This is a genomic window from Ruegeria sp. HKCCA0235A (assembly GCF_013033235.1).
Taxonomy (GTDB): Bacteria; Pseudomonadota; Alphaproteobacteria; order Rhodobacterales; family Rhodobacteraceae; genus Ruegeria.
This window is the reverse complement of the sequence record NZ_WQDQ01000009.1, coordinates 122,355-146,046: the sequence shown is the minus strand read 5'-3', so window position 1 is coordinate 146,046 and position 23,692 is coordinate 122,355. Positions and strand designations below refer to the sequence as shown.

25 protein-coding genes are annotated in these 23,692 nt (G+C 57.6%); 13 read left to right on the top strand and 12 right to left on the bottom strand.

The annotated features are described in order from the left end of the window. Window positions 1-46: 46 nt before the first annotated feature. The gene (locus tag GOW56_RS16135) at window positions 47-1,147 is read left to right on the top strand and encodes an alpha/beta fold hydrolase (RefSeq protein WP_171206541.1); all 1,101 of its coding nucleotides are present in this window, start codon (window positions 47-49) and stop codon (window positions 1,145-1,147) included. Further along, the gene (locus GOW56_RS16130) at window positions 1,144-2,364 is read left to right on the top strand and encodes an MFS transporter (RefSeq protein ID WP_171206505.1); all 1,221 of its coding nucleotides are present in this window, start codon (window positions 1,144-1,146) and stop codon (window positions 2,362-2,364) included. The genes GOW56_RS16135 and GOW56_RS16130 overlap by 4 nt, the downstream gene beginning before the upstream one ends. Here GOW56_RS16130 and GOW56_RS16125 read toward each other — a convergent pair. From GOW56_RS16125 to GOW56_RS16115, 3 genes are read right to left on the bottom strand one after another with little or no spacing between them, the layout of a single operon-like run. After that, window positions 2,361-2,948, bottom strand: a complete 588-nt coding sequence (locus GOW56_RS16125) for a Smr/MutS family protein (protein ID WP_171206504.1) — start codon at window positions 2,946-2,948, stop codon at window positions 2,361-2,363. The genes GOW56_RS16130 and GOW56_RS16125 overlap by 4 nt on opposite strands. Beyond that, window positions 2,948-3,988 carry a murein transglycosylase A gene (locus GOW56_RS16120; RefSeq protein WP_171206503.1) on the bottom strand — a complete coding sequence of 347 codons (1,041 nt, stop codon included), beginning with the start codon at window positions 3,986-3,988 and terminating at the stop codon, window positions 2,948-2,950. Before GOW56_RS16120 ends, GOW56_RS16125 begins: the two co-directional genes overlap by 1 nt. After that, complete coding sequence (locus GOW56_RS16115) at window positions 3,985-4,644, bottom strand: Tim44/TimA family putative adaptor protein (protein ID WP_152459622.1); 660 nt, start codon at window positions 4,642-4,644, stop codon at window positions 3,985-3,987. Before GOW56_RS16115 ends, GOW56_RS16120 begins: the two co-directional genes overlap by 4 nt. Window positions 4,645-4,752: 108 nt before the next feature. Between GOW56_RS16115 and GOW56_RS16110 the strand changes: the two genes are divergently transcribed. Together GOW56_RS16110 and secB are read left to right on the top strand one after the other, a co-directional pair. Further along, window positions 4,753-5,253: an FxsA family protein gene (locus GOW56_RS16110; RefSeq protein ID WP_152459621.1), complete on the top strand. Its 501-nt coding sequence runs from the start codon at window positions 4,753-4,755 to the stop codon at window positions 5,251-5,253. A 54-nt stretch (window positions 5,254-5,307) separates the two neighbouring features. Further along, window positions 5,308-5,808: a protein-export chaperone SecB gene (secB, locus tag GOW56_RS16105; RefSeq protein WP_152459620.1), complete on the top strand. Its 501-nt coding sequence runs from the start codon at window positions 5,308-5,310 to the stop codon at window positions 5,806-5,808. 24 nt (window positions 5,809-5,832) lie between these two features. On the opposite strand, the gene dnaQ is transcribed toward secB, so the two are convergent. From dnaQ to GOW56_RS16085, 4 genes are read right to left on the bottom strand one after another with little or no spacing between them, the layout of a single operon-like run. Next, complete coding sequence (gene dnaQ, locus GOW56_RS16100) at window positions 5,833-6,555, bottom strand: DNA polymerase III subunit epsilon (RefSeq protein ID WP_152459619.1); 723 nt, start codon at window positions 6,553-6,555, stop codon at window positions 5,833-5,835. Then, window positions 6,548-7,141, bottom strand: coding sequence for a dephospho-CoA kinase (gene coaE, locus GOW56_RS16095; RefSeq protein WP_171206502.1), 594 nt, complete (start codon window positions 7,139-7,141; stop codon window positions 6,548-6,550). The genes dnaQ and coaE overlap by 8 nt, the downstream gene beginning before the upstream one ends. Continuing rightward, a complete protein-coding gene (locus tag GOW56_RS16090; protein ID WP_171206501.1) occupies window positions 7,138-7,971 on the bottom strand; it encodes a shikimate dehydrogenase in 834 nt (277 codons plus the stop codon). Before GOW56_RS16090 ends, coaE begins: the two co-directional genes overlap by 4 nt. Beyond that, the gene (locus GOW56_RS16085) at window positions 7,968-8,567 is read right to left on the bottom strand and encodes a nucleoside triphosphate pyrophosphatase (protein WP_171171526.1); all 600 of its coding nucleotides are present in this window, start codon (window positions 8,565-8,567) and stop codon (window positions 7,968-7,970) included. Before GOW56_RS16085 ends, GOW56_RS16090 begins: the two co-directional genes overlap by 4 nt. Window positions 8,568-8,971: 404 nt before the next feature. On the opposite strand from GOW56_RS16085, the gene GOW56_RS16080 reads away from it, so the two are divergent. The 7 genes from GOW56_RS16080 to GOW56_RS16050 all read left to right on the top strand — a co-directional run bounded on the left by GOW56_RS16080 (window position 8,972) and on the right by GOW56_RS16050 (window position 16,344). Further along, a complete protein-coding gene (locus tag GOW56_RS16080; protein ID WP_171171524.1) occupies window positions 8,972-9,421 on the top strand; it encodes a CopD family protein in 450 nt (149 codons plus the stop codon). 122 nt (window positions 9,422-9,543) lie between these two features. Then, on the top strand, window positions 9,544-10,815 hold the full coding sequence (rho, locus tag GOW56_RS16075; protein WP_152459614.1) for a transcription termination factor Rho: 1,272 nt from the start codon (window positions 9,544-9,546) through the stop codon (window positions 10,813-10,815). Window positions 10,816-10,846: 31 nt separating this feature from the next. After that, window positions 10,847-12,133 (top strand): tRNA uridine-5-carboxymethylaminomethyl(34) synthesis GTPase MnmE, encoded by a 1,287-nt coding sequence (gene mnmE, locus GOW56_RS16070; protein ID WP_171206500.1) that lies wholly within the window; start codon window positions 10,847-10,849, stop codon window positions 12,131-12,133. A gap of 12 nt (window positions 12,134-12,145) precedes the next feature. After that, on the top strand, window positions 12,146-14,014 hold the full coding sequence (gene mnmG / locus GOW56_RS16065; protein ID WP_171206499.1) for a tRNA uridine-5-carboxymethylaminomethyl(34) synthesis enzyme MnmG: 1,869 nt from the start codon (window positions 12,146-12,148) through the stop codon (window positions 14,012-14,014). Next, window positions 14,011-14,631 (top strand): 16S rRNA (guanine(527)-N(7))-methyltransferase RsmG, encoded by a 621-nt coding sequence (rsmG, locus tag GOW56_RS16060; RefSeq protein WP_171206498.1) that lies wholly within the window; start codon window positions 14,011-14,013, stop codon window positions 14,629-14,631. The genes mnmG and rsmG overlap by 4 nt, the downstream gene beginning before the upstream one ends. Then, window positions 14,624-15,427, top strand: a complete 804-nt coding sequence (locus GOW56_RS16055; RefSeq protein ID WP_152459610.1) for a ParA family protein — start codon at window positions 14,624-14,626, stop codon at window positions 15,425-15,427. The genes rsmG and GOW56_RS16055 overlap by 8 nt, the downstream gene beginning before the upstream one ends. Before the next feature lie 20 nt (window positions 15,428-15,447). After that, window positions 15,448-16,344: a ParB/RepB/Spo0J family partition protein gene (locus GOW56_RS16050; RefSeq protein ID WP_171116711.1), complete on the top strand. Its 897-nt coding sequence runs from the start codon at window positions 15,448-15,450 to the stop codon at window positions 16,342-16,344. On the opposite strand, the gene GOW56_RS16045 is transcribed toward GOW56_RS16050, so the two are convergent. Genes GOW56_RS16045 through rph form a run of 4 tightly spaced genes read right to left on the bottom strand, consistent with a single transcriptional unit; the run spans window position 16,334 to window position 19,158 of the window. Beyond that, entirely contained in the window at window positions 16,334-16,687 is a 354-nt protein-coding gene (locus GOW56_RS16045; protein WP_152459608.1) for a YbaN family protein, read from the bottom strand. The two genes, GOW56_RS16050 and GOW56_RS16045, sit on opposite strands and share 11 nt — an antisense overlap. Before the next feature lie 2 nt (window positions 16,688-16,689). Beyond that, the gene (gene hemW, locus GOW56_RS16040; protein WP_171206497.1) at window positions 16,690-17,844 is read right to left on the bottom strand and encodes a radical SAM family heme chaperone HemW; all 1,155 of its coding nucleotides are present in this window, start codon (window positions 17,842-17,844) and stop codon (window positions 16,690-16,692) included. Next, on the bottom strand, window positions 17,834-18,448 hold the full coding sequence (gene rdgB, locus GOW56_RS16035) for an RdgB/HAM1 family non-canonical purine NTP pyrophosphatase (RefSeq protein ID WP_171206496.1): 615 nt from the start codon (window positions 18,446-18,448) through the stop codon (window positions 17,834-17,836). The genes hemW and rdgB overlap by 11 nt, the downstream gene beginning before the upstream one ends. Then, window positions 18,445-19,158, bottom strand: a complete 714-nt coding sequence (rph, locus tag GOW56_RS16030) for a ribonuclease PH (protein WP_171171510.1) — start codon at window positions 19,156-19,158, stop codon at window positions 18,445-18,447. Before rph ends, rdgB begins: the two co-directional genes overlap by 4 nt. Before the next feature lie 112 nt (window positions 19,159-19,270). Between rph and hrcA the strand changes: the two genes are divergently transcribed. Both hrcA and GOW56_RS16020 read left to right on the top strand, forming a co-directional pair. Beyond that, window positions 19,271-20,335, top strand: coding sequence for a heat-inducible transcriptional repressor HrcA (gene hrcA, locus GOW56_RS16025; protein WP_152459604.1), 1,065 nt, complete (start codon window positions 19,271-19,273; stop codon window positions 20,333-20,335). A gap of 10 nt (window positions 20,336-20,345) precedes the next feature. Then, the gene (locus GOW56_RS16020) at window positions 20,346-20,909 is read left to right on the top strand and encodes a nucleotide exchange factor GrpE (protein WP_171116719.1); all 564 of its coding nucleotides are present in this window, start codon (window positions 20,346-20,348) and stop codon (window positions 20,907-20,909) included. Window positions 20,910-20,967: 58 nt separating this feature from the next. Here the strand turns inward: GOW56_RS16020 and mutS are convergent, their stop codons facing one another. After that, window positions 20,968-23,580 (bottom strand): DNA mismatch repair protein MutS, encoded by a 2,613-nt coding sequence (mutS, locus tag GOW56_RS16015; RefSeq protein WP_171206540.1) that lies wholly within the window; start codon window positions 23,578-23,580, stop codon window positions 20,968-20,970. Between the last annotated feature and the right edge of the window lie 112 nt (window positions 23,581-23,692).

Here is a 23,692-nt window from a genome sequence, read left to right as displayed (position 1 = left end):
GCAGGAATAGGCTAGCGTGTGCACAAGTCACCCCGAGGTCTGGCCCGTGCTGCGATACTTCGTCATTCTGTTCATATCCCTTTCGCTCAACGCCTGTGTCGACCGGACGGTGTCCGAGGTCGTGCCCGGTGCCGTGAACATCGGAACACCTGAAACCATCTTCGCAAGCACGACCCGCGCGCGTGAGGCTGATGGATCCTATGGATTCCGACGCGGCGAAACACTCAGGTTCCTGGAAACGACGGTTTCTATTCCACCCACGCATACTCCGGGTACGCTCCGCTTCTCCTACGCGAACCCGAATCCGCGGAAAGAATTCGTTCTGGCAGACGTGACCGAGTTGGATGGACCGCAGGGGCTGCGCAAACACCTGCGAGGACAGGATGACGTCACTATCTTTGTGCACGGCTACAATTCGACTCAGACCGAAACGATCTTCCGCGCGGCGCAGCTAACACATGACATCGGCCTCCCCGGATCAACGCTGGTGTATTCCTGGCCCAGCCGCGCGACGGGCTATGGATACGCCTATGATCTGGACAGTATGCTGTTCGCCCGCGACGGGTTGGAACAGACCATCCGCGAACTGAAAGCCATGGGTGTCAAACGCGTTATTCTGGTCGCGCATTCCATGGGCGGTGCGTTGACGATGGAGATGATGCGGCAAACCGAATTGCAGGAACCCGGCTGGGCCAAGCGAAACATCGAAGGGGTCGTTCTGATCTCGCCTGATCTTGATCTTGATCTGTTTCGCTCGCAGATGAAACGTATCGACAACCCCCCCGATCCGTTCATCGTAATGGTGTCGCAAAAGGACAAGATCCTGAACATCTCGGGCCGCTTGCGTGGCACGGATGAGGGCCAGCGGTTGGGGAACATCAGTTCGGTTGACTCGCTCGAGGAATTCCCGATCAGCGTGATCGACACGACTGCTTTCAACAGTGACGCGGCATCCTCGCATTTCGTTGCCGCGACCTCTCCGGCTTTATTGTCGATCCTCAACTCGTTGCGGCGTGTCAACAATACCTTCGGGCGGGAAGATCGACCGACCATTGATATTCTGGTGCCACCCAGCGAGCGCAATCCAGACGGGGCCACTGAAATTGTTCTGACGGAAACTGGGCAGGCACAGGTTACCACTCCGTGACGCGGTTCAAGCTGCGTCGGTATCTTCTGGACAATGCCACCTGGCTTGGCGCCGGCGTTCTTCTGACGTTTTTATCCAGCTTCGGGCAGACATTCTTCATCTCGATCTTTGCCGGTGAAATCCGCGCGGAATTCGGCCTCGGCCACGGTGCGTGGGGTGGGCTATACACATTGGGCACAACCCTGTCGGCCATCGTGATGATTTGGGCCGGAGGGCTGACGGATATCTTTCGCGTCCGGGTGCTGGGTCCGGCGGTTCTGGCTGGGTTGGCCCTAGCCGCCCTTGCCATGGCGCTGAATACCTGGCTGCTCCTGTTGCCAGTGGTGATTTTTCTGTTGCGCCTGCTGGGTCAGGGGATGAGCACACATCTGGCCGCGGTCGCCATGGCGCGGTGGTTTACGGTCACGCGGGGCAAGGCGCTTTCCATTGCATCCATCGGCTATGCCATCGGTGAGGCCCTGCTGCCCCTGATCTTTGTTGCAGCCATGGTTTACCTGGACTGGCGTTGGCTGTGGGTCGTCGCGGCAGGGATGACTGCCTTGGGAATTCCTGTGTTGATGCGTCTGTTGCGCGAGGAACGAACACCGCAAAGCCTTGCCAGCGAATCCTCTGCCATTGGGATGCAGGGTCGCCACTGGAGCCGTCGCGACGCGCTGTTTAACCCCTTGTTCTGGTTCATGGTGCCCGCCGTGCTTGCGCCATCGGCATTCATAACCGCGTTTTTCTTCCATCAGGTCTATTTCGCCGAGGTCAAAGGCTGGCAGCATATCCAACTGGTCGCTCTGTTCCCGATCTTTACCGGAGTATCACTGCTGTCGATGTTTGCTGCGGGCTGGGCATTGGACAAATGGGGCACTGCGCGCATCATGCCATTCTATCAGCTTCCGATGGCGGTTGGGTTTGTGGTTTTGGGCATGACTGAATCAATCAGCGGCGCGACGATTGGGTTGGTGTTTCTTGGCCTGACGGTCGGAGCGAACAGCACGTTGCCCAGCGCGTTCTGGGCAGAATTCTATGGGACCCGGCATATCGGGGCCATCAAGGCGCTGGCTGCGGCTGTCATGGTACTGGGGTCAGCCATCGGCCCAGGTCTGACCGGCGTTCTGATTGACCTTGGTATCCCGCTGAGCATTCAGTTTTTCTGGATTGGCCTGCTCTTCGTGCTGGTATGCAGCCTTGTTTGGGTCGGTATTTCCCGCGCGTGTCGCGACCTTTAACGCACCCGCCTGAGATACACGTAATACGCCCCGTCTCCGCCGTGGCTTATATGAGCCGGCGTGACCTGCAACACCGCCTGGGCCAGCGGTGGGATCGACAACCAGTGAGGAACCTGATTTCGCAGAACACCTCGCGGCGTCGGAATCGGACCGGGCTCGTCCCGATCCTTGCCTTTGCCGGTCACGACCAAAACCAGACGCTTACCCTGTGCTTGCGCGCTCAGGATGAATCGGATCAGCGCGGGATGGGCCGAAGCCACCCGCATACCGTGCAGATCCAGCTTGCCTTCGGGTTTCAGCTTGCCGCGCTTCATCCGGCCAAAGGCCTTGTTGTCCATCTGAACCGGTGCATTGCGCAACGCATCCGTCACCGTGGGCTTCAGGTTGTTCGGTTTCGGTTTCGACTGATGGGTCTGTCCAAGTTCGAATGCCTGAAAACGGGGTTTCGGGGTTTTCTTGGGCTTGGGTTTCGGCAAAGAGGTCGGATGGATCGTCTGCGGGATTTCCGGGTGCAGCCTCTCGGCCTGTTTGGCGACCTTGCGCCACAGCTCGATCTCTTCGCTTGTCAGTTTGCGCCGGGTCATCAGAATTCATCCGGCAGCAGGGCATAGGCACGCTGGATGGGCAGCAACAGCACCATCCGACCGGGATCCTTCAGCTTGCCCGCGGCCTGACCGGCTTCGTCCCCCGTTCCGAAAAAGATATCGGCCCGCTGCGCGCCTTTGATGGCCGCACCTGTATCCTGCGCGATCATCAGGCGGCGGATCGGTTCCTTGCCGTCCTTTTCCACCCACACCGGCGCACCCAATGGGGTATAGGCGGGATCAGCCGCAATGCTGCGCATCGTCGTGACAGATCGGTTCATGGCGCCCAACGGCCCAAGCTCAGGCGCGACACGTGAAACTTCGCGGAAAAACACGTATGATGGGTTGTGGAACAGCAATTCCGCGCCAGCCTCGGGGTTCTTGCGCACCCAGGCGCGGATCATCTGGGCGCTGACCTCATGCGCGCCAAGAATGCCGCGCCGCACCAGTTCCACGCCAATTGACCTATAGGGATGCCCGTTCGCACCGCCATACCCGACGCGCAAAGCGCCGCCATCTGGCAATCGAACGCGGCCCGAACCCTGGATTTGCAGAAAAAACAACTCTACGGGGTCATCGACCCAGGCAATCTCAAGCCCGCGGCCCTGCATGACATCGCCGGTCAGGATTTCTCGTCGGCTCAGCCAGGGCCCCTCAGCGCGGGCCTCGGGCGGCATTTTGTAGATGGGGTATTTGAAACGATCCGTCCGGGTACGTGCACCATCAAGTTCGGGTTCGAAATACCCCGTGAACAGGGCATCCTCACCATCCTCGACCAGAACAGGGCGAAAAAAGAGCTCAAAGAACGACCGTGCCGCTTCGGCATCATAGGTTCTTGCCACACCGCACAGGGCCCGCCAATCGGGATCCTTCAGATCCCCGCAGGTGTTCAGAAAAACTGACAGGGCTGCACCGTGGTCATCCTCGGCCCAGCCACGCAGATCATCGAACGACAGAATGGATCGCGTTGCCTCGGCCCCGGCAGCGCTGGTAGTGGTCATTGCACCCACCAGTAAAAGCGACCGGAGCGTGGCAATCATGCGTCCGTGGCAACAAGCAGCCAGTTCGGGTCGTCCTTGCCCATCACACGGGCAAAGGTCCAGCTGTCCTTTTGGCGTTTCACGGTGTTGGGGCTGCCTTCGACGATATCCCCACCGCGATCCCGCACGACCGATGTCAGTTCACCGACGAATTTCATGGTGATCTCGGCCTGATTGGTATCCTTGTCGAATTTCACATCCGTCAGGGTCGTCTCTCGGACACCGATAAACTCGGCCTCGATCGTCAGGCCCTGATCTTCTCGTGCGGCGACGCCCGCAACGAAGGATTCAAAAACTTCTTCCGACAGGAATGGCTGGATCTCGTCCAGGTTGCCCTTCTCAAACCCCATCACGATCATTTCATAGGCACCGCGCGCACCCTGAACAAACTCGGTGACGGAAAAACCGGGTTCAACGCGTTTCATCGCCGCCAGCGTCTGTGCCAGCTCGCTGTCTTCCGGGACATGGTCTGTGATGTCATGATCCGGGCCGCCTTCGATCACTTCGAAATCGCGGCGCGACTTATGCGCTTCGGGCTGCTGCTGCACAGGCGGTTTCTCAAAACCTTCACGCGTGCCCAACACGCTCTTGAGGCGCAGGATCAGGAAAACGGCAATTCCGGCCAGGACCAGCAACTGGATCATGGGTTCGTTCATTTCATCCTCTTTTCAGAACCGCGGCTTTGTATACGCGGCCTCATGCCACTATGTAGGTGACCGTAGGTGGCAAGTCCACAGCCCGGCCTAAGGGAAAGGATAACGCAAATGTATCTGTTCTTGGCATTTTTGTTGGTGCCCATCATCGAGATCGCGCTGTTTATTCAGGTTGGCGGGTTGATCGGCTTGTGGCCAACCCTTGCCATCGTAGTGCTGACGGCGGTTTTGGGCACTGTTTTGGTGCGGACACAAGGTCGCATGGCGTTGGGAAACCTGCAACGGTCGTTTGCCGAACTGGACGACCCGACCGAGCCGCTGGCTCATGGTGCGATGATCCTGTTGTCGGGCGCTTTGTTGCTTACACCGGGATTCTTTACTGATGCCATTGGATTTGCGTTGCTTGTTCCCGGCGTGCGGGTTGCGGTTTTCAGGTATCTCAGATCGAAAGTTACCGTTACCCAGTTTCAGATGGGCCAAGGCCCCGGTTTTCAGTCTCGGGGAAATCCGTTCGATCAGGGTGACATCATAGATGGTGACTTTACCGAGGTCCGCCCGAAAAATGATCCGTCAAAGCCGTCTAAATGGGTGGAAGGCCCCCACCGGCATTGAGGTGCCGCGCCCAACTTGATAAGCAGTGGCGAATTTCATTTTTGGAGTAGATCCATGGCCGAAGAAAAAGCTGCAGAAAACACTGCGGCCAAAGCCGCCCCGCAAGTTCAGATGCGTGTTCTGGGGCAGTTCATCCGCGACATGTCCTTTGAGAACGTGATGGCCCAGAAGGGTGTTTCCGGTGACGTACAGCCCGAAATCGCGGTTCAGGTGAATCTTGACGCCAAGAAGCGCCCGGCTGACCACCAGTTCGAAGTGTCGATCAAGCTGAACCTGACATCCAAAGCCAAAGGCTTGGAAGATGTTCTGTTCCTGTGTGAACTGGACTATTGCGGCCTGTTCCACGTGGAAGGTGTGCCGGAAGACCAGTTGCACCCGTTCCTGATGATCGAATGCCCGCGGATGCTGTTCCCGTTCCTGCGCCGCATCGTCAGCGACATCACCCGCGACGGCGGTTTCCCACCGGTGAATCTGGACAATATCGATTTCGTCGCCCTGTACCGCAACGAACTGATGCGTCGTCAGGCCGAACAGTCCCAGAAGACAGATGCCTGAGGGTTTGGCCCGTGCCTGACAGGGTCAGGTGCGGGTCCATAGGGCATTGTCGCCCAGTTTTTCTATGAATGCATCATGTGCCGCGCGTTCATCCTCGGTAATACGAGACGGCAGTGGCGTTGCTCGTGGTGCCGGTCGCCAATCATCGCCGCCGCCTGCCACGGATGATGCAGATGTTGACAGTCCAAAATCGGGCTGTCGTCCTCCGATCAGCTCAAGATAAACCTCGGCCAGGATTTCAGAGTCGAGCAACGCGCCGTGCAGCACACGGTTCGAGTTGTCGATATTGAAGCGACGGCAAAGCGCATCCAGTGAGGCCGGCGAACCGGGAAACCGTTTGCGCGCAATCGCCAGCGTATCCAGCGCCTGTTCCATCGGGATGAGCGGGGCACCCATCCATTTCAGTTCGGCATTCAGGAACTTCATGTCGAAAGATGCATTGTGGATCACCAGCCGCGCATCGCCGACGAATTCGCGAAAAGCGTGACCGATCTTGGCAAAAACCGGTTTGTCTTTCAGCGTCACTTCACCCTTTTCCGGCGGACGTGGGTTTTCCAACAGGTCCGGGCCGATGCCATGCACGCCAAATGCCTCTTCCGGCATCGAACGTTCGGGGTTGATGTAGACGTGATACGTCTCACCCGTTGCGACGTGGTTCCACAGTTCAACGGCGCCGATTTCCACGATCCGATCACCGCTTTCGGGATCGAAACCCGTGGTTTCGGTGTCGAGTACAATTTCACGCATCTGCCATCCCCGCCCGTATCTGCCTGACCACATCCTGCACCTGCGCGCGGGCGTGGTCCAGAGCGTCGGTCACGATGACGTAATCCGACCGCGCGCATTTTTCTTCATTCGGCATCTGCTTGGCTCGGATTTGCTCGAACTGCGCCTCGGTCATTGTGCCCCGTTCCATGACACGCCGCTTTTGCTCGTTGGCCGGGATCGAAACACAAGCCACCGCGTCCATCGCCACGTCACCGCCCGTTTCAAACAAAAGCGGAATGTCGAACACCAGGATGTCGTTTGTCGCGGCTTCACGAAATGCTGCGCGGTCAGCAGCGACCAGAGGGTGGACGATGGCTTCGATGGCCTTCAGCGCAGCAGGATCGGCGGCAATTATCTGTTTCAGCGCCTCCCGGTTGACCGCACCGTCCTGAATGGCCGACGGAAACAATCGTTCCATGGGGCCAACGGCCGCGCCCCCCCTGGAATACAGGCGATGCACCGCCGCGTCCGCATCCCACAAGGCACAACCTTCTTCGACGAACATCTCTGCCGTTGTGCTTTTCCCCATGCCGATCGAACCGGTCAGGCCAAGCGCAAAACTCATGCCAAGGCCGCCGCACGTGCATCAGCATCAACTTCGGGGCGCACGCCGAACCAGCGTTCGAAACCGGGCACAGCCTGATGCAACAACATGCCCAGCCCATCGACTGCGGTGCATCCAGCCTGTTCAGCGGTTTGCAACAGGCGGGTTTTCAATGGCGCATAAACCAGATCCGTCACCACGGCACCGGGCTGCAACCCGTCAAGCGGAACCCGCAATTCCGGTTGGCCTTGCATGCCCAACGAAGTGGTGTTCACCACGAGTTCTGCGTTTTCGATGACATTTCCGGCCTGAACCCAATCCACCACGTGGATACGTTGACCGAATTCCTCTTTCAGATGATCCGCACGGGCGCGAGTTCGGTTGGTCAGCAGGATTTCCGGAACACCCGCGTCAGACAATGCCTGCAACACGGCGCGCGCGGCCCCTCCGGCCCCGAAGACAACAGCCGGCCCGTCCTTTGCATTCCAGTCCGGCGCACCGGTGCGAAGATTCTCCATGAACCCGTACCCGTCAGTGTTATCCGCGTGGATCGAGCCATCTTCACGAAACACCAGAGTGTTCGCCGCACCTATCACCGTCGCACGGTCAGACGCATGATCCGCGATCTTCAGGGCGGCTACCTTGTGGGGAACGGTCACATTGGCGCCGACAAAACCCGCCTTGGGCAGGGTGCGCAACACAATTTCCAGGTCGGCGGTGGCGACATCCATCGGGATGTAATGACCGGCAAGACCGTATGTCTTCAGCCAATGACCATGCAGTTTGGGGGATCGTGAGTGACCAATGGGATGTCCAATCACACCGGCCAAAGGAACCCGATAGTCCGTCATTGATCGATTACCCCTTTGACAGCCAGAAAGTTGAGCAGCTCCAACAGGGGCATACCCAAAACGTTAAAATAGTCGCCGTCAATGGTGGCGAACAGGCGGACACCTTCTTCCTCCAGCTTGTAGCCTCCGACGGCGTGGCGGATACTGTCCCAGTTTCGCGCCACGTAATCCTTCAGATAGGCGTCGGAACTGGCCCGCATCCGCAATCGTACCTGCCCCACATGCCGCCAGACCGGCTGAGCATTCTGATAGATCACCGCTGCGGACAAAAGCATGTGACGCTTGCCACGCATGGCTTTCAGCTGAGCCAACGCCTGTTCGGGGGTTTCCGGCTTTGACATCAGCTGACCGTCAAAATCCAGAACCTGATCGCATCCTAGGACTATGGCACCGGGGTTTTTGTCACTGACCTTCCGGGCCTTCATTTCTGCGAGTGTGTCGGCAATGTCCCGTGGAGATGCGTTTTCAGCCAGCAGAGCGCGTTTGGCCGTCTCTTCATCCACGCGCGCGGTTTGAACCACAAACGGTACGCCTGCATTTTCAAGCAGCTGCGCGCGAATGGCAGACCCGGAAGCAAGAAGAATGGGGACAGACATGTGGAAAACCCCGTGCGCAAATCATTGAGAGTTCAGGGGTGCTTTGTATGGTTTTCCAGTTGACACGCAACCCCGGGGATTTCGCGCCAGAGATCCCCGAGTCGCTCAAATCCCATCCCGTCCGGACAAGGATAAGTCAGTTTCTCTGGAAAAGCCCGATATCCCAAATTCTCCTACTAGTTATCCCCAAGTGGAACAAGGAATACTGATAATAAATAATTGATTTTAAATGATAAAAATATCCACCAACAGAATCACATGAAAAAATCCGTGTTCTGTCCACCTGGGGAAAACACTTGTGTAAAAAAGTAATCCACGGATTTTACTCACCCTACAAAACCATCATCCTTTTTCTTTTCTTATTTTTTTATTAGGGAGGGTCCCGAACAACGCCCGGAGCCGAAATGACCGATCTTCTGTTCACTTTGTACCCATGGGTGAAATCGCTCCATATCATGGCGGTGATTTCGTGGATGGCGGGCCTGTTCTATCTGCCCAGGTTGTTTGTCTATCACGTCGAAAAGGCACAGGCCGTAGAAGGCGCACAGGACATTTTCTTTGAAATGGAAGAAAAGCTGCTGCGTGTGATCATGAGACCGGCGATGATCGTTGCCTGGGTTTGTGGTTTGATCATGGTGTTTACGCCGGGCATCGTGGGGTGGGACTGGAGCTGGCCCTGGGTCAAGGGCGCCGCCGTGATCGGCATGACATGGTTTCATCACTGGTTGATGGCGCGACGCAAGGATTTCCTGGAAGGGCGAAACACGCTCAGTGGGCGGCAGTTTCGCATGATGAACGAGGTCCCGACCGTTTTGATGGTTGCCATCGTTCTGGCGGTCGTTCTGAAGTTCTGAGGGCCTGTTTGACTCCGCACCGCACTGCGCTTATGTAGGGGTCAACACGCCCGTCCGGGCGGCGTATCTTCCATACTGAAATTCCACTTCGTGCCGCGCTGTGAGCGGTGAAGGTATATATCATGACAACCGAATCCCTGAATCTTGCTGATCTGAAAGCCAAAAGCCCCAAAGACCTTCTGGCGATGGCCGAAGAGCTGGAGATCGAAAACGCCTCGACCATGCGCAAGGGCGAGATGATGTTCCAGATCCTGCGCGAACGCGCAGATGAAGGCTGGACCGTTGGTGGCGATGGCGTGCTTGAAGTGCTTCAGGACGGTTTCGGCTTCCTGCGCTCGCCCGAGGCGAACTATCTGCCCGGCCCGGATGACATCTATGTCTCACCCGAGATGATCCGCCAGCACTCATTGCGGACAGGGGATACCGTGGAAGGCGAGATCAAAGCCCCGGATGAGAATGAGCGCTATTTCGCGCTGACGAAGGTGACCAAGATCAACTTCGAAGACCCGGAAAAGGCCAAGCATAAGATCCTGTTCGACAACCTGACGCCGCTTTATCCGGATGAGCGGCTGAAGATGGAGATCGAGGATCCGACCATCAAGGACAAGTCCGCACGGGTGATCGACCTGGTAGCGCCGATCGGCAAGGGCCAGCGGTCGTTGATCGTGGCGCCGCCGCGCACCGGTAAGACGGTGATCCTGCAAAACATCGCGCATTCGATCGAGCGCAACCACCCGGAATGCTACCTGATCGTCCTGCTGATCGACGAACGCCCGGAAGAAGTCACTGACATGCAGCGTTCAGTGAAGGGCGAGGTGGTATCCTCGACCTTTGATGAACCCGCGACGCGCCACGTGGCCGTGTCGGAAATGGTCATCGAAAAAGCCAAGCGTTTGGTCGAACATAAACGAGATGTTGTTATTCTTCTTGATTCGATCACAAGACTTGGTAGGGCATTTAACACAGTGGTCCCATCCTCGGGTAAAGTTCTGACCGGCGGTGTGGACGCAAACGCCCTGCAACGGCCCAAGCGTTTCTTTGGCGCGGCGCGGAACATTGAAGAGGGTGGTTCGCTGACCATCATCGCGACCGCACTGATCGATACCGGCAGCCGGATGGACGAGGTCATCTTTGAAGAATTCAAAGGTACTGGTAACTCGGAAATCGTTCTGGATCGCAAGATCGCAGACAAGCGTGTGTTCCCGGCCATCGACATCCTCAAATCCGGCACGCGGAAAGAGGATCTTCTGGTCGACAAGGGTGATCTGGCCAAGACCTTCGTTCTGCGGCGTATCCTCAACCCGATGGGCACGACCGACGCAATCGAGTTCTTGTTGTCCAAGTTGAAGCAGACAAAGACAAACAGCGAATTCTTCGATTCCATGAACACCTGACATTGGTCTTTAACTCTAGCGAGGCCTTCGAATGGATACGATATTCGCCTTGGCCAGCGCGCAGGGCAAAGCCGGGGTGGCGGTCATCCGCCTCTCGGGTCCGAATTCCCATTCAGCAGCGGCGCGCCTGACGGGTGGAGCGCTGCCAAAGCGTGGCATGGTCCTGCGCACTCTGACCGATCATGGCGGAGCACGTTTGGACGACGGATTGGTCTTGACCTTCCAGGCTCCGGCCAGTTTTACCGGTGAGGACGTGGCCGAGCTTCAGATTCATGGAAGCACCGCCTCTGTCAACGCCGTTCTGCGCTGCCTGTCGGATACAGAAGGGTTGCGCATCGCTGAACCGGGTGAGTTCACACGCCGAGCGCTGGAAAACGGCAAGATGGACCTGACTCAGGTTGAAGGCCTGGCCGATCTAATCGATGCAGAAACGGAAGCACAACGGAAGCAGGCTCAGACCATTCTGGCGGGTGAGCTGGGCACATTGGCTGAACGGTGGCGTCGGGATTTGATACGGGCTGCGTCCCTGTTGGAGGCTGTCATCGATTTTGCCGATGAAGAAGTTCCAACCGATGTCACGCCGGAAGTGCGCGAGCTGATCCAGGGCGTCATGTCGGACCTTCATCGCGAGGCAGATGGAGTCAAGATTGCCGAGCGAATTCGTTCAGGGTTCGAGGTTGCGATCGTCGGCCTTCCAAATGCGGGAAAATCCACCCTTTTGAATGCCTTGGCAGGCCGTGAGGCGGCCATTACTTCGGAATATGCTGGAACCACGCGTGATGTGATCGAAGTTCGAATGGATCTGGCTGGATTACCGGTGACCTTGCTGGATACGGCAGGGCTGCGAGAGACCGAAGATCATGTCGAAAACCTGGGTATCGAGCTAGCGCGCAGCAGAGCGGAGGCCGCCGATCTTCGCGTTTTCCTGTCTGAAACACCGAAGGACCTAGGGGTGGAGATGCGGGAAGATGATATACATGTTTTGCCCAAAGCAGACCTTCGGGGGATCGGGGAAAAGGGTGTGTCAGGGAAAACAGGCCAGGGAATAGATGCGTTAGTAGACGATATATCGTGTGTTCTGCGTCAGCGAACCACTGCCCATGGTATTGCAACTCGGGAACGTCACCGCATTGCAATCACCAGAGCATTGGACTCACTCACATCTGCAATCTCGGTTCTGGAATCAGGCCCAGACCTGTATGATATCGCAGCAGAGGAGCTGAGAACCGCCATTCGCGCCCTTGAATCCCTGGTGGGCAGAATAGACGTGGAAACTCTGTTGGATGAAATCTTCTCCAGCTTCTGTTTGGGAAAATAAGGAGTGTTTCACGTGAAACATTCGAAGTTTGATGTCATCGTCATCGGCGCAGGTCATGCCGGAACCGAGGCCGCTCATGCATCAGCCAGAATGGGCGCTACAACGGCGTTGGTGACGCTGTCTGCAACGGACATTGGCGTCATGTCCTGCAATCCAGCGATTGGCGGTTTGGGGAAAGGCCATCTTGTGCGTGAGATCGACGCCTTGGATGGCGTCATGGGTCGCGTGGCGGATCAGGCCGGCATTCAGTTTCGATTATTGAACCGTCGAAAGGGGCCCGCCGTTCAGGGGCCGAGAGCGCAGGCGGATCGCGCCCTTTATCGTCTTGCTATGCAACAGGTAACGGAGAAGCAGGATAACCTGTCCGTCGTTGTTGGCGAGGTTGTCGATTTCCTGATGAACGGCGAAAAGGTTGCAGGTGTTGTTCTTTCCGATGGATCAGAACTTTCCGCCCGCGCCGTTATTCTGACGTCCGGTACGTTTCTAAGGGGCGTCATCCATATCGGTGACGTGTCTCGCCCAGGCGGGAGAATGGGGGATCGGCCCTCCATCAAATTGGCTGAGCGGTTGGATGGATACGATCTTCCTATGGGGCGATTGAAAACCGGCACACCGCCGCGTCTGGACGGGCGGAGCATTGATTGGTCCGATCTTGAAAGGCAGGACGGCGACGATGAGCCAACCCTGTTTTCTTTCATGTCGAAATCCGTTGTCGCGCCCCAGATTTCTTGCGGAATTACACATACAAATGCGCGAACGCATGAGATCATTGCGGAAAATCTTTCGAAATCTGCCATGTATGGCGGTCACATCGATGGGGTAGGCCCGCGTTATTGCCCTTCGATCGAAGACAAGATCGTACGCTTCGCCGACAAGGAATCGCATCAAATCTTCCTTGAACCCGAAGGGATCAACGACCACACAATCTATCCGAACGGCATATCGACATCTCTGCCCCAGGATGTTCAGCTGGACTATGTGCGGTCAATCAAAGGCTTGGAAAATGCAGAAATTCTGCAACCGGGATATGCAATCGAATACGACTATGTTGATCCGCGTGTCCTGAGCGCTTCCTTATCCTTGCCGGCTGTTCACGGACTATATCTAGCGGGACAGATAAATGGGACCACAGGATATGAGGAAGCCGCGGCTCAGGGCATGGTGGCGGGCCTCAACGCGGCGTTGGAGACCCAAGGGCGGGAGCCCATCCATTTTACACGATCCGACAGTTATATTGGCGTAATGATCGACGATTTGACAACTCGAGGGGTTGCCGAACCTTACCGCATGTTCACGTCGCGCGCGGAGTTCCGGCTATCTCTGCGTGCCGACAATGCTGATCAACGGTTGACACCGCTTGGTTTGGAGCTGGGGTGCGTCGGAGAAGGGCGCAAGATTCAGTTCGAAGATAAAATGAACCAACTTGAGAGTGTGAAGTTAAAGCTGACGGAACGCACTTACACACCCAAGGAAGTTCTCGCTGCCGGCATAAACGTTAATCAGGACGGAAACCGTAGAGATGGGATGGCAATTCTGGCATTCCCTGATACCTCGTTTGAAGATTTGTTGCCTCTCGTTCCTGATTTGCAGGACGTCGACCCAAAAATCAGGCTCCAGATCGAGCGGGACGCCTTGTATGCCAACTACATTGCCAGACAAAAGCGGGATGTCGAAGCAATGAAGCGGGATGAATCCTATGTCATCCCGCTTGAGTTCGACTATTTTGCCTTGGACGGCCTGTCGTCGGAGATGAAACAGAAGCTGTCGCAAGCGAAGCCCGCCAATATCGCTCAGGCAAGCCGTGTCGAGGGCGTTACCCCGGCAGCGCTGACGCTTGTTCTGGCAAAACTACGCCGGGATCAAAGAGCTCGTCAGGCATGAAGGTTGATTTTTCGAAGTTTGAAGACCTGAATGTTTCACGTGAAACATTCGATCGCCTCGTGACCTATGTTGATCTGGTGAAGCGTTGGAATCCTAAGATCAACCTCGTGTCGAAGAACAGTTTGGAGCATATCTGGGACCGGCATATTCTGGATTCGGTGCAAGTCTATCGGTGCGCTGACAGGTTTGACACCTGGGCGGACCTGGGAAGCGGAGGCGGGTTCCCGGGTATGGTCTGCGCCATCATCGCCGCGGAAGAAAACCCAGGCGCCGCATTCAATATGATCGAGAGCGACCAGCGGAAATCGGCTTTCTTGCGCAGCGTTGCGCGGGAATGCGGTATAAAATGCACGGTGACTTCAAAAAGGATTGAATCGGTTGATCCTTTGGCTGCAAACATAGTTTCCGCCCGAGCGCTGGCTAACTTGCGCACCCTGTTGTCCTTTTGTGACAGGCATTTACACATCAACGGGACAGCGTTGTTGCCCAAAGGAGCAAATTGGAAAAAAGAGCTGGAAGACGCACGTGAGGAATGGAATTTCGAGGCTGAGGCGATTACAAGTTTAACTGAACCTCAAGCCGTTATCCTTAAGATAAATGGAGTATCACGTGGTTGATTTGTCTCGACCTTCAGGGCCTCGGATAATTGCTGTTGCCAATCAGAAGGGCGGGGTCGGAAAAACAACCACAGCAATCAACCTTGCAGCAGGATTGGCCGAATCCGGGTGTCGGGTTCTGGTGGTTGACCTTGACCCGCAGGGGAATGCTTCGACAGGTTTGGGTGTCGAAGATCGAGACTGGACAACTTATGATCTGATCCTTGACGACGCGCCATTGGAGGCCGTCGTTCAGGAGACTGAAATCGAAGGTCTTTTCGTTGTTCCGGCGACCGTTGATCTGAGTTCCGCCGATATTGAACTGATCTCCAACGAAAAACGTAGCTATCTTTTGCATGATGCTTTGAGGCAGCCAGCCATAGATGCGTTTGAACTGGATTTTGTGCTTATCGACTGCCCGCCGTCCTTAAACTTGCTGACCGTGAATGCAATGGTTGCTTCGCATTCGGTGCTTGTTCCGCTGCAGAGCGAGTTCTTTGCCCTTGAAGGGCTTTCACAACTGATGCTCACGATTCGAGAGGTCCGCCAAACGGCTAACCCGGATCTGAGAATCGAAGGTATTGTGTTGACCATGTATGACAACCGCAACAACTTGTCCCGTCAGGTTGAAAAGGACGCGCGTGACAATCTGGGTGAGATGGTCTTTAAAACGAAAATACCCAGAAATGTGCGGGTCAGCGAAGCGCCGTCATATGCGCTGCCTGTTTTGCAATATGACTCGGGATCGCTTGGGGCCATGGCCTACCGGCATCTTGCTCGTGAGATCTTGCACAAGAACAATAAGACCGCTGCCTGAGCGGGAACGAGGAGGGCGACATGAGCGCCAAGAAAGCAAAGTCCAGAGGTTTGGGGCGGGGGTTGTCTGCCCTTATGGCGGATGTGAATCCTGAATCAGAAGGCCGGATTTCAACGGATGCACGCAGACCGGATCTGAAAGTCCCGATTGAAAAGCTGAAAGCCAACCCCAATCAGCCGCGCCGGACATTCATGCCCGAGCAGTTGGACGAACTGGCAGCGTCGGTCAAGGAAAAAGGTATCATTCAGCCGTTGATCGTTCGCGCGACGGGGCCCGATGAATACGAAATCGTCGCGGGGGAACGCCGTTGGCGCGCGGCGCAGATGGCGCAGCTGCATGATATCCCGGTTATTGTACGTGATTTCGATGATACGGAAGTGTTGGAAGTTGCGATTATCGAAAACATCCAACGCGCGGATCTGAACGCGGTGGAAGAGGCCGCCGGCTACAAGCAGTTGATGGACCGGTTTGGTCACACGCAGGAAAAGCTTGCCGAGGCCCTGGGCAAAAGCCGCAGCCACATCGCAAATCTTTTGCGGCTTCTGTCCTTGCCGTTGGATGTGCAAACTCTTGTTATTGAAGGTAAATTGTCTGCGGGGCACGCCAGGGCACTGATTACGGCGGAAAATCCGTCGGAACTTGCGAAACAGATCGTCAAGGATGGCTTGTCGGTGCGCGCAACCGAGGCTTTGGTCAAAAAACAGGAGCAAGGCAGTGCCGAACGTTCCGCACCCCGCTCCAGAAATCTGGATGCCGGAAAGGATGCAGACACACGTGCCTTGGAAAAAGACCTGTCCGCGATCCTGGCGATGAAAGTGTCAATCAATCACAAGGCCGGAACGGAAACGGGACAAGTTGTTCTGACCTACGAAAACCTGGATCAGCTGGACGACTTGTGCGCCAAGCTCAGCCGTTAGGCCGTGACCAGATAAAGATCATGACACCGCCCAACACAACCGCCTGAATGATCAACACGAAAAGCGGTGCTGACAGCAAAACAGAGAGTCCGAAAACGGCGGCGATCGAGACGGTTGCCGCCTTTTTTGCAGCTGGTCGAATGGCGCCGGAGCTTTGCCAATCAAGAATCAGTGGCCCAAAAAGGTTATGGGTCACAAGCCAATTGTGCAGCCGCGAGGATGAGCGGGCGAAGAAAAACGCGGCAAGCAGAAGAAAAGGCACCGTAGGAAGAAGGGGCAGGACAACCCCAACAGCCGCCATGGCAACACAAAGCAATCCCAGTCCGGCCCAAAGATACTGCATGCTCAGTCCAACAGCTCCCGGATGACTGCGTTCAATACGGCGCGCCCGTCTAATGTGGCGATGAGGCGCCCGTTGCTGCGCCGAACCATGTTGATGTCGGTCAGATGAATTATGGTTTCAGAGGGAAGAGAGCGGCCAGACAAAGTTTGCCACCTGTCCATATCTAGTCCCTCAGTAATTCTCATACCCATCATAAGGTATTCATTTGCCTGATCTTCAAGGGGCAACGTGCTGCGGTTCTTTTCACCATTGCCTTGATTGGCGGCATCAAGCCAACGCTGGGGGTTCAGATAGGTTTCGGTCGCGTATTTCTGACCATTCAGGGTAATCCTCCCATGGGCGCCGGGGCCGATGCCCACATAATCGCCGTATCGCCAGTAAATCAGGTTGTGCTGCGATTCTGCGCCCGGTCGGGCATGGTTCGAAACTTCATAGGCCGGCAAGCCATGTGCTTCGCAGATTTCCTGCGTGGCCAGATACATGTCGGCGGCACTGTCATCTTCGGGCAGGCCACGTAACTTACCGACGGCGTATCGATCCCCAAAGGCCGTCCCGTCTTCGATCGTCAATTGATAGAGCGACAGGTGGTCGATGGCCATCGATAGCGCTTGGGTCAGTTCCTCTTGCCAGGCGTCCAATGTCTGGTGTTGGCGCGCATAGATCAGGTCAAAGCTGACCCGGTTGAAACAGTTGCGGGCGATGTCAAAGGCAGCGCGGGCCTCTGCCACGGTGTGGATGCGGCCCAGCCGCCTCAGGTCTTCGTCATTCATCGCCTGAATGCCCATCGAAACCCGGTTCACACCCGCATCGCGATAGGCAGCGAACCGCCCCGCCTCGACCGAACCGGGATTGGCCTCGAGCGTGATTTCCATGTCATTGGCGGGCCGCCACAGGGCGCGGGCGGTGTCGATCACGGCGGCGACAGTTTCGGGCGCCATCAGTGATGGGGTGCCGCCGCCAAAGAAGATCGTGTTCAAAACCCGATCGGGCGTTTCGGCAGCAGATCGGTGAAGCTCGGACAAATAGGCGTCAAGCCATTGTTTCTGATCAATATTTTTGGCAACATGGCTGTTGAAGTCGCAATAGGGGCATTTGGCCTCGCAAAAGGGCCAATGCACGTACAGGCCAAAGCCCCCGTTGCGCCAATCATCCGCCAAAGCAGCCTTTCACGAACATTTCCACCGCGCGACCACGATGGCTGATCTTGTTCTTTTCCCAGCGATCCATCTCGGCAAAGGTAATGTCGTAGCCGTCGGGGACAAACATCGGGTCATAGCCGAACCCATCCTTGCCGCGGATCGGCCAGACCAGATGACCGGGCGCGACGCCTTCGAACACCTCGTCGTGCCCGTCGGGCCAGGCCAGAACCAGTGTGCAGCGGAATTGGGCCGTGCGCGGATGCGGCGCGTTTTTTGCTTCGAGCTCATCATGGGCGCGGGTCATGGCCATCAGAAAATCGCGCCCGTTGCCGGTTTCTGCCCAATCGGCGGTGTAAACACCCGGTGCGCCGTTCAGCGCATCGATCGTGATCCCGGAATCGTCCGACAAAGCGGGCAGGCCGGTGGCTTTGGCGGCCGCATGGGCCTTGATCCGCGCATTGCCGACAAAGGTGTCCTCGGTCTCTTCGGGTTCCGGCAGGTTCAGTTCGCCGGCACCGACGACTGTCACGCCGAAGGGCTCGAGCAGATGCGCCATCTCTTCGAGCTTGCCTTTGTTGTGGGTGGCGACCAGCAACCTGTCGCCGTCGAACTTGCGGGTCATGCGGTGGCGGCCTTTTGCGCGGCCGCCAGTTCGGACACGCCTTTTTCCGCCAGATCCATCAGTTGATCCATTTGGGCGCGGCTGAAGACCGAGCCTTCGGCGCTCATCTGTACTTCGATCAGTTTGCCGGATCCGGTCATGATGAAGTTGCCATCTACGCCTGCTTCGCTGTCTTCGGGGTAATCAAGGTCCAGCACCGGCTGACCTGCATAAATGCCACAGGACACGGCCGCGACCGGATCAACCAGCGGGTCCGAGATCACATCGCCGGTCTTCATCAGCTTGTTCACCGCCAGCCGCAGCGCGACCCAGCCGCCGGTGATTGACGCGCAGCGGGTGCCGCCATCGGCCTGGATCACATCACAGTCCACGGTGATCTGACGCTCGCCCAGAGCAACCCGATCGACGCCGGCGCGCAGGGCGCGGCCGATCAGGCGCTGGATTTCGACCGTGCGGCCCCCTTGTTTGCCCGCGGCCGCCTCGCGCCGCATCCGCGTATTGGTGGCACGGGGCAGCATGCCGTATTCGGCTGTGACCCATCCCAGGCCCGAGCCCTTGATAAACGGCGGCACGCGATCTTCGATCGTAGCGGTGCACAGAACATGCGTGTCGCCCATTCTGATCAGGCAGGAACCTTCGGCATGTTTCGTGACTCCCGTCTCGATTGAAACGGCGCGCATTTCACTTAAATCTCTTCCAGAGGGTCGCATCGGAATTCCTTTGTTTGCTGGGTTGGGGATAACGCTCCGCAGCGTTACGATGCAACCCCGATTGACCTTTCATTTGCCTGCTATTTAATGACAAACGAGCAGGGGAACACGGATGAGCGAAGCGAGCAAGATTCTGGACGAGATGAACGACCGGTCACGCGAAGTGTTCCGGCTGATTGTCGAGAGCTATCTGGAAAGTGGAGAGCCCGTCGGCAGCCGTACTTTGACGCGTACGTTGTCAGAAAAAGTCAGCGCTGCAACTGTCCGCAATGTGATGCAGGATCTGGAATTTCTGGGTCTTCTGGATAGCCCCCATGTCAGCGCCGGCCGAATCCCGACGCAGCAAGGCCTGCGAATGTTTGTGGACGGATTGCTTGAGGTCGGCGACCTGGGTGCCGATGACCGGCAGAAACTGGAGCAGACATTAGGCTCTAACACGGGTGATGTCGGTGGAATGCTGGACCGTGTCGGCTCTGCCTTGTCAAACGTGACACAAGGGGCCTCGCTGGTTCTGACGCCCAAGCATGAATCGGAAATCAAACATATCGAATTTGTTTCTCTGGGCCATGATCGGGCTTTGGTGGTTTTGGTTTTCTCGGACGGACATGTGGAAAACCGGCTGTTCACGCCGCCACCTGGGCAAACGCCAAGTTCCATGCGCGAGGCCGCGAATTTCCTGAACGCACTCATCGAGGGGCGGACACTCAGCGAAGTGCGGCGGCAAATGCAGACGCAGATCGATGCGCGCAAGCAGGAAATCGACACTCTGGCCCGTGAGATGGTCGAAAGCGGAATGGCCGTTTGGGACGGAGACGGAAGCGACTCGGCCCGTTTGATCGTGCGCGGGCGCGCGAATCTGTTGAACGAACCCGGTCAGGCCGAGGAACTTGACCGCATCCGCACCCTGTTCGATGACCTTGAGCGCAAGCGAGACATCGCCGAATTCCTTGAATTGACCGAAGAAGGCGAGGGTGTGCGCATTTTTATCGGGTCTGAGAACAAACTTTTCTCACTTTCGGGTTCCTCTTTGGTGGTGTCTCCTTATATGAACGCTGATCGAAAGATAATCGGTGCGGTGGGGGTTATCGGACCCACACGTCTGAATTATGGGCGGATCGTACCGATCGTGGATTATACGGCGCAACTGGTCGGCAAGCTGATATCCGACCGGAGCTAGAGGGTAAAAGATGGCAGAGCCGAAGAACGAAGATTTTCTGGACGATATCGCAACCGCCGAGGCCGAAGAGCTGGCCGAAGAGCTGATGGATATCAGCGAAGAAGAACTGGAACTGGACGCGCTGCGGGCCGAACGGGATGACTATAAAGACAAGTTCATGCGCGCGCTGGCGGATGCCGAAAACATGCGCAAGCGCAGCGACAAGGCGCGCCGCGATGCGGAACAGTATGGCGGGTCCAAGCTGGCCCGCGATATGCTGCCCGTCTATGACAACATGAAGCGCGCCCTTGAAGCTGCGACGGATGAGCAAAAAGAAGTGGCTGCTGGTCTGCTGGAAGGCGTCGAATTGACCATGCGCGCTTTGAAGGATGTGTTCCAGAAGCACGGAATCGAAGTGATCACACCCGAAGTGGGCGACCGGTTTGATCCGAACGTGCACGAGGCCATGTTCGAGGCACCTGTTCCCGGAACCAAGGCAGGAGACATCATTCAGGTGTCCGCCGAAGGGTTTATGTTGCACGATCGTCTGCTGCGCCCGGCGCAGGTGGGCGTGTCGTCAACCCCGGCAAGCTGATACGCGCCCAAGGGCGCGTGCCTTCGGCGAGAGTATTTGGGAAAAGATGAAGGGGCGGTCAGGATCTGGCCGCCTCTTTCAGTTTGTAGATCAGATCGAGGGCTTCGCGCGGGGTCAGGTCGTCCGGCAGGATCTGGTCCAGCATATCGGTGACGGGCGACGCTTTCGGGACCGGCGGCGGGGGCGGTGCGGCCGAAAACAGCGGCAGATCGTCGATCAGCGCCTTTTGCTTGCCGCCCTCGCGTTCCGTTTTCTCCAACTGGTCCAGAACCACACGCGCGCGCTCGACGACCGAAGCCGGCAGACCGGCCAGTTGTGCGACCTGCACGCCATAGGACCGGTCGGCCGCGCCCTTGTGGACCTCGTGCAGGAAGATCACCTCGCCGTCCCATTCCTTGACCGCGACAGTGGCGTTTTCGACGCCTTCCAGCTTGCCGGCCAGCGCGGTCAGCTCGTGGTAATGCGTGGCGAACAGCGCGCGGCAGCGGTTGGCGGCGTGCAGATGTTCCAGCGTTGCCCAGGCGATGGACAGGCCGTCATAGGTGGCGGTGCCACGCCCAATTTCGTCGAGGATCACCAGCGCCCGGTCATCGGCCTGGTTGAGGATTGCCGCGGTTTCCACCATCTCGACCATGAATGTCGACCGGCCCCTTGCCAGATCGTCAGAGGCGCCCACGCGGCTGAAAAGCTGGCTGACCACGCCGATATGAGCTTGCTCGGCCGGGACGTAGCTGCCCATCTGGGCCAACAGGGCGATCAGCGCATTCTGGCGCAGGAAGGTCGACTTACCGGCCATGTTGGGGCCGGTCAGCAACCAGATGGCAGCGCCGTCCTCTGCGCTGAGGTCGCAGTCATTGGCGATGAAGGCATCACCGTTTTGCTGGCGCAGCGCGTGCTCTACCACCGGATGCCGACCGCCCTGAACACTGAACGCCCGGGAGGCGTCTACCTGTGGTCTGCACCAGTTTTCTCCGCGGGCCAGATCTGCCAGCGCGGTGGTCTGATCCAGTTCGGCCAGCCCTCGGGCGGCTTGATTAAGTCGCGCAGCGAAGCTCAAAATCTCATCAGAAAGCCTTTGATAGAGCCTTTTTTCGATCTCAAGAGCCAGGTTGCCGGCGTTCAGGATGCGGGTTTCGATCTCGCTGAGCTCAACCGTGGTGAACCGCACCTGGTTGGCGGTGGTCTGGCGGTGGATATAGGTCTCGCTGAAGGGCGGGTTCAGCATCTTTTCGGCATGGGTGGCCGTGGTTTCGATGAAATAGCCCAGCACGTTGTTGTGCTTAATTTTCAGCGAGGCGATGCCGGTGTGTTCGGCGTATTTCTGCTGAAACCCGGCAATGACCGAGCGGCCTTCGTCCCGCAGGGTGCGGGCCTCGTCCAGTTCGGCGTCAAAGCCCGGCGCGATGAAGCCGCCATCGCGCGCCAGCAGCGGCGGGTCGGCGACCAGCGCCTGATCCAGCAGGTCGAGCAGATCGTCGAATCCCACAAGGTTCTGCACCGCAGTCGCCAGCAGCACCGGCAGGTCTTGACCTTCGCAAATCCCGGCGATCGCTGCGGCTTGGGTCAGCCCGTTGCGGATGGCGGCCAAGTCGCGCGGGCCGCCTCGGTCCAGCGACAGGCGCGACAAGGCGCGGTCCAGATCGGGCGTCTTGCGGAGCGCCTCGCGCAGATCGGCGGTGATCAGGCTGTCCTGGGCGGCAAAATCGACCGCGTCCAGCCGCGCGTGGATGACATCCAGATTGCGCGAGGGGCTGGACAGGCGTTGTTCCAGCAGGCGCGCACCGCCCGGGGTTACGGTCCGGTCCACCACCGACAGCAGCGATCCGGCCCGCCCGCCCGACAAAGATCGTGTCAGTTCAAGGTTGCGGCGGGTGGCCGCGTCGATCTGCACGACGCGATCTTCGGATTCTTTCAGCGGCGTTTGCAACAGGGGCAATTTGCCCTTCTGTGTGATCTCCAGATAATCAATCAGCGCGCCCATCGCGGACACTTCGGCGCGTCCAAAGCTTCCGAACGCGTCCAGCGCGCCCACGTGAAACAACCCGCAGATGCGTTTTTCAGCCGCCGTGCTGTCAAAACTCGCCCGTCCGACAGGGGTGAGAGAAATACCCAAATCGCGGACCGGCTCATTCAGTTTTTCCTGCACGTTGTCTGCCACGATCAGTTCCGACGGGGCCAGCCGGGCCAGCTCGGGGCTCAGCCGGACCGAGGTCAGCGGCATCACGTGAAACGCCCCGGTCGATATGTCCGCCCAGGCCAGCGCGGCCTCGTCGCGCACCTCGGCATAGGCGGCCAGAAAGTTGTGGCGGCGCGCCTCCAACAGCGCGTCCTCGGTCAGGGTGCCGGGAGTGACAAGGCGCACCACATCGCGCTTTACCACCGATTTAGAGCCTCTTTTCTTGGCCTCGGCCGGGCTTTCCATCTGTTCGCAGACGGCGACGCGAAAGCCCTTGCGGATCAGTGTCAGCAGATAGCCTTCGGCCGAATGCACCGGCACGCCGCACATCGGAATATCTTCGCCATTGTGTTTGCCGCGTTTGGTCAGGGCGATGTCCAGCGCCTCGGCGGCGTTCACGGCGTCTTCAAAGAACATCTCGTAGAAATCGCCCATGCGGTAGAACAGCAGAGCATCCGCGTGGGCTTCTTTGATTTCCAGATATTGCGCCATCATCGGCGTGACATTGGACAAGGCTGCTCCCCTCTGGCGTATTCCGGCGCGACCTTACAAACCCGGCCCCTGCGACGAAAGGTGAAAACGTATTGTCGTTGAGACGCGCCTTTGC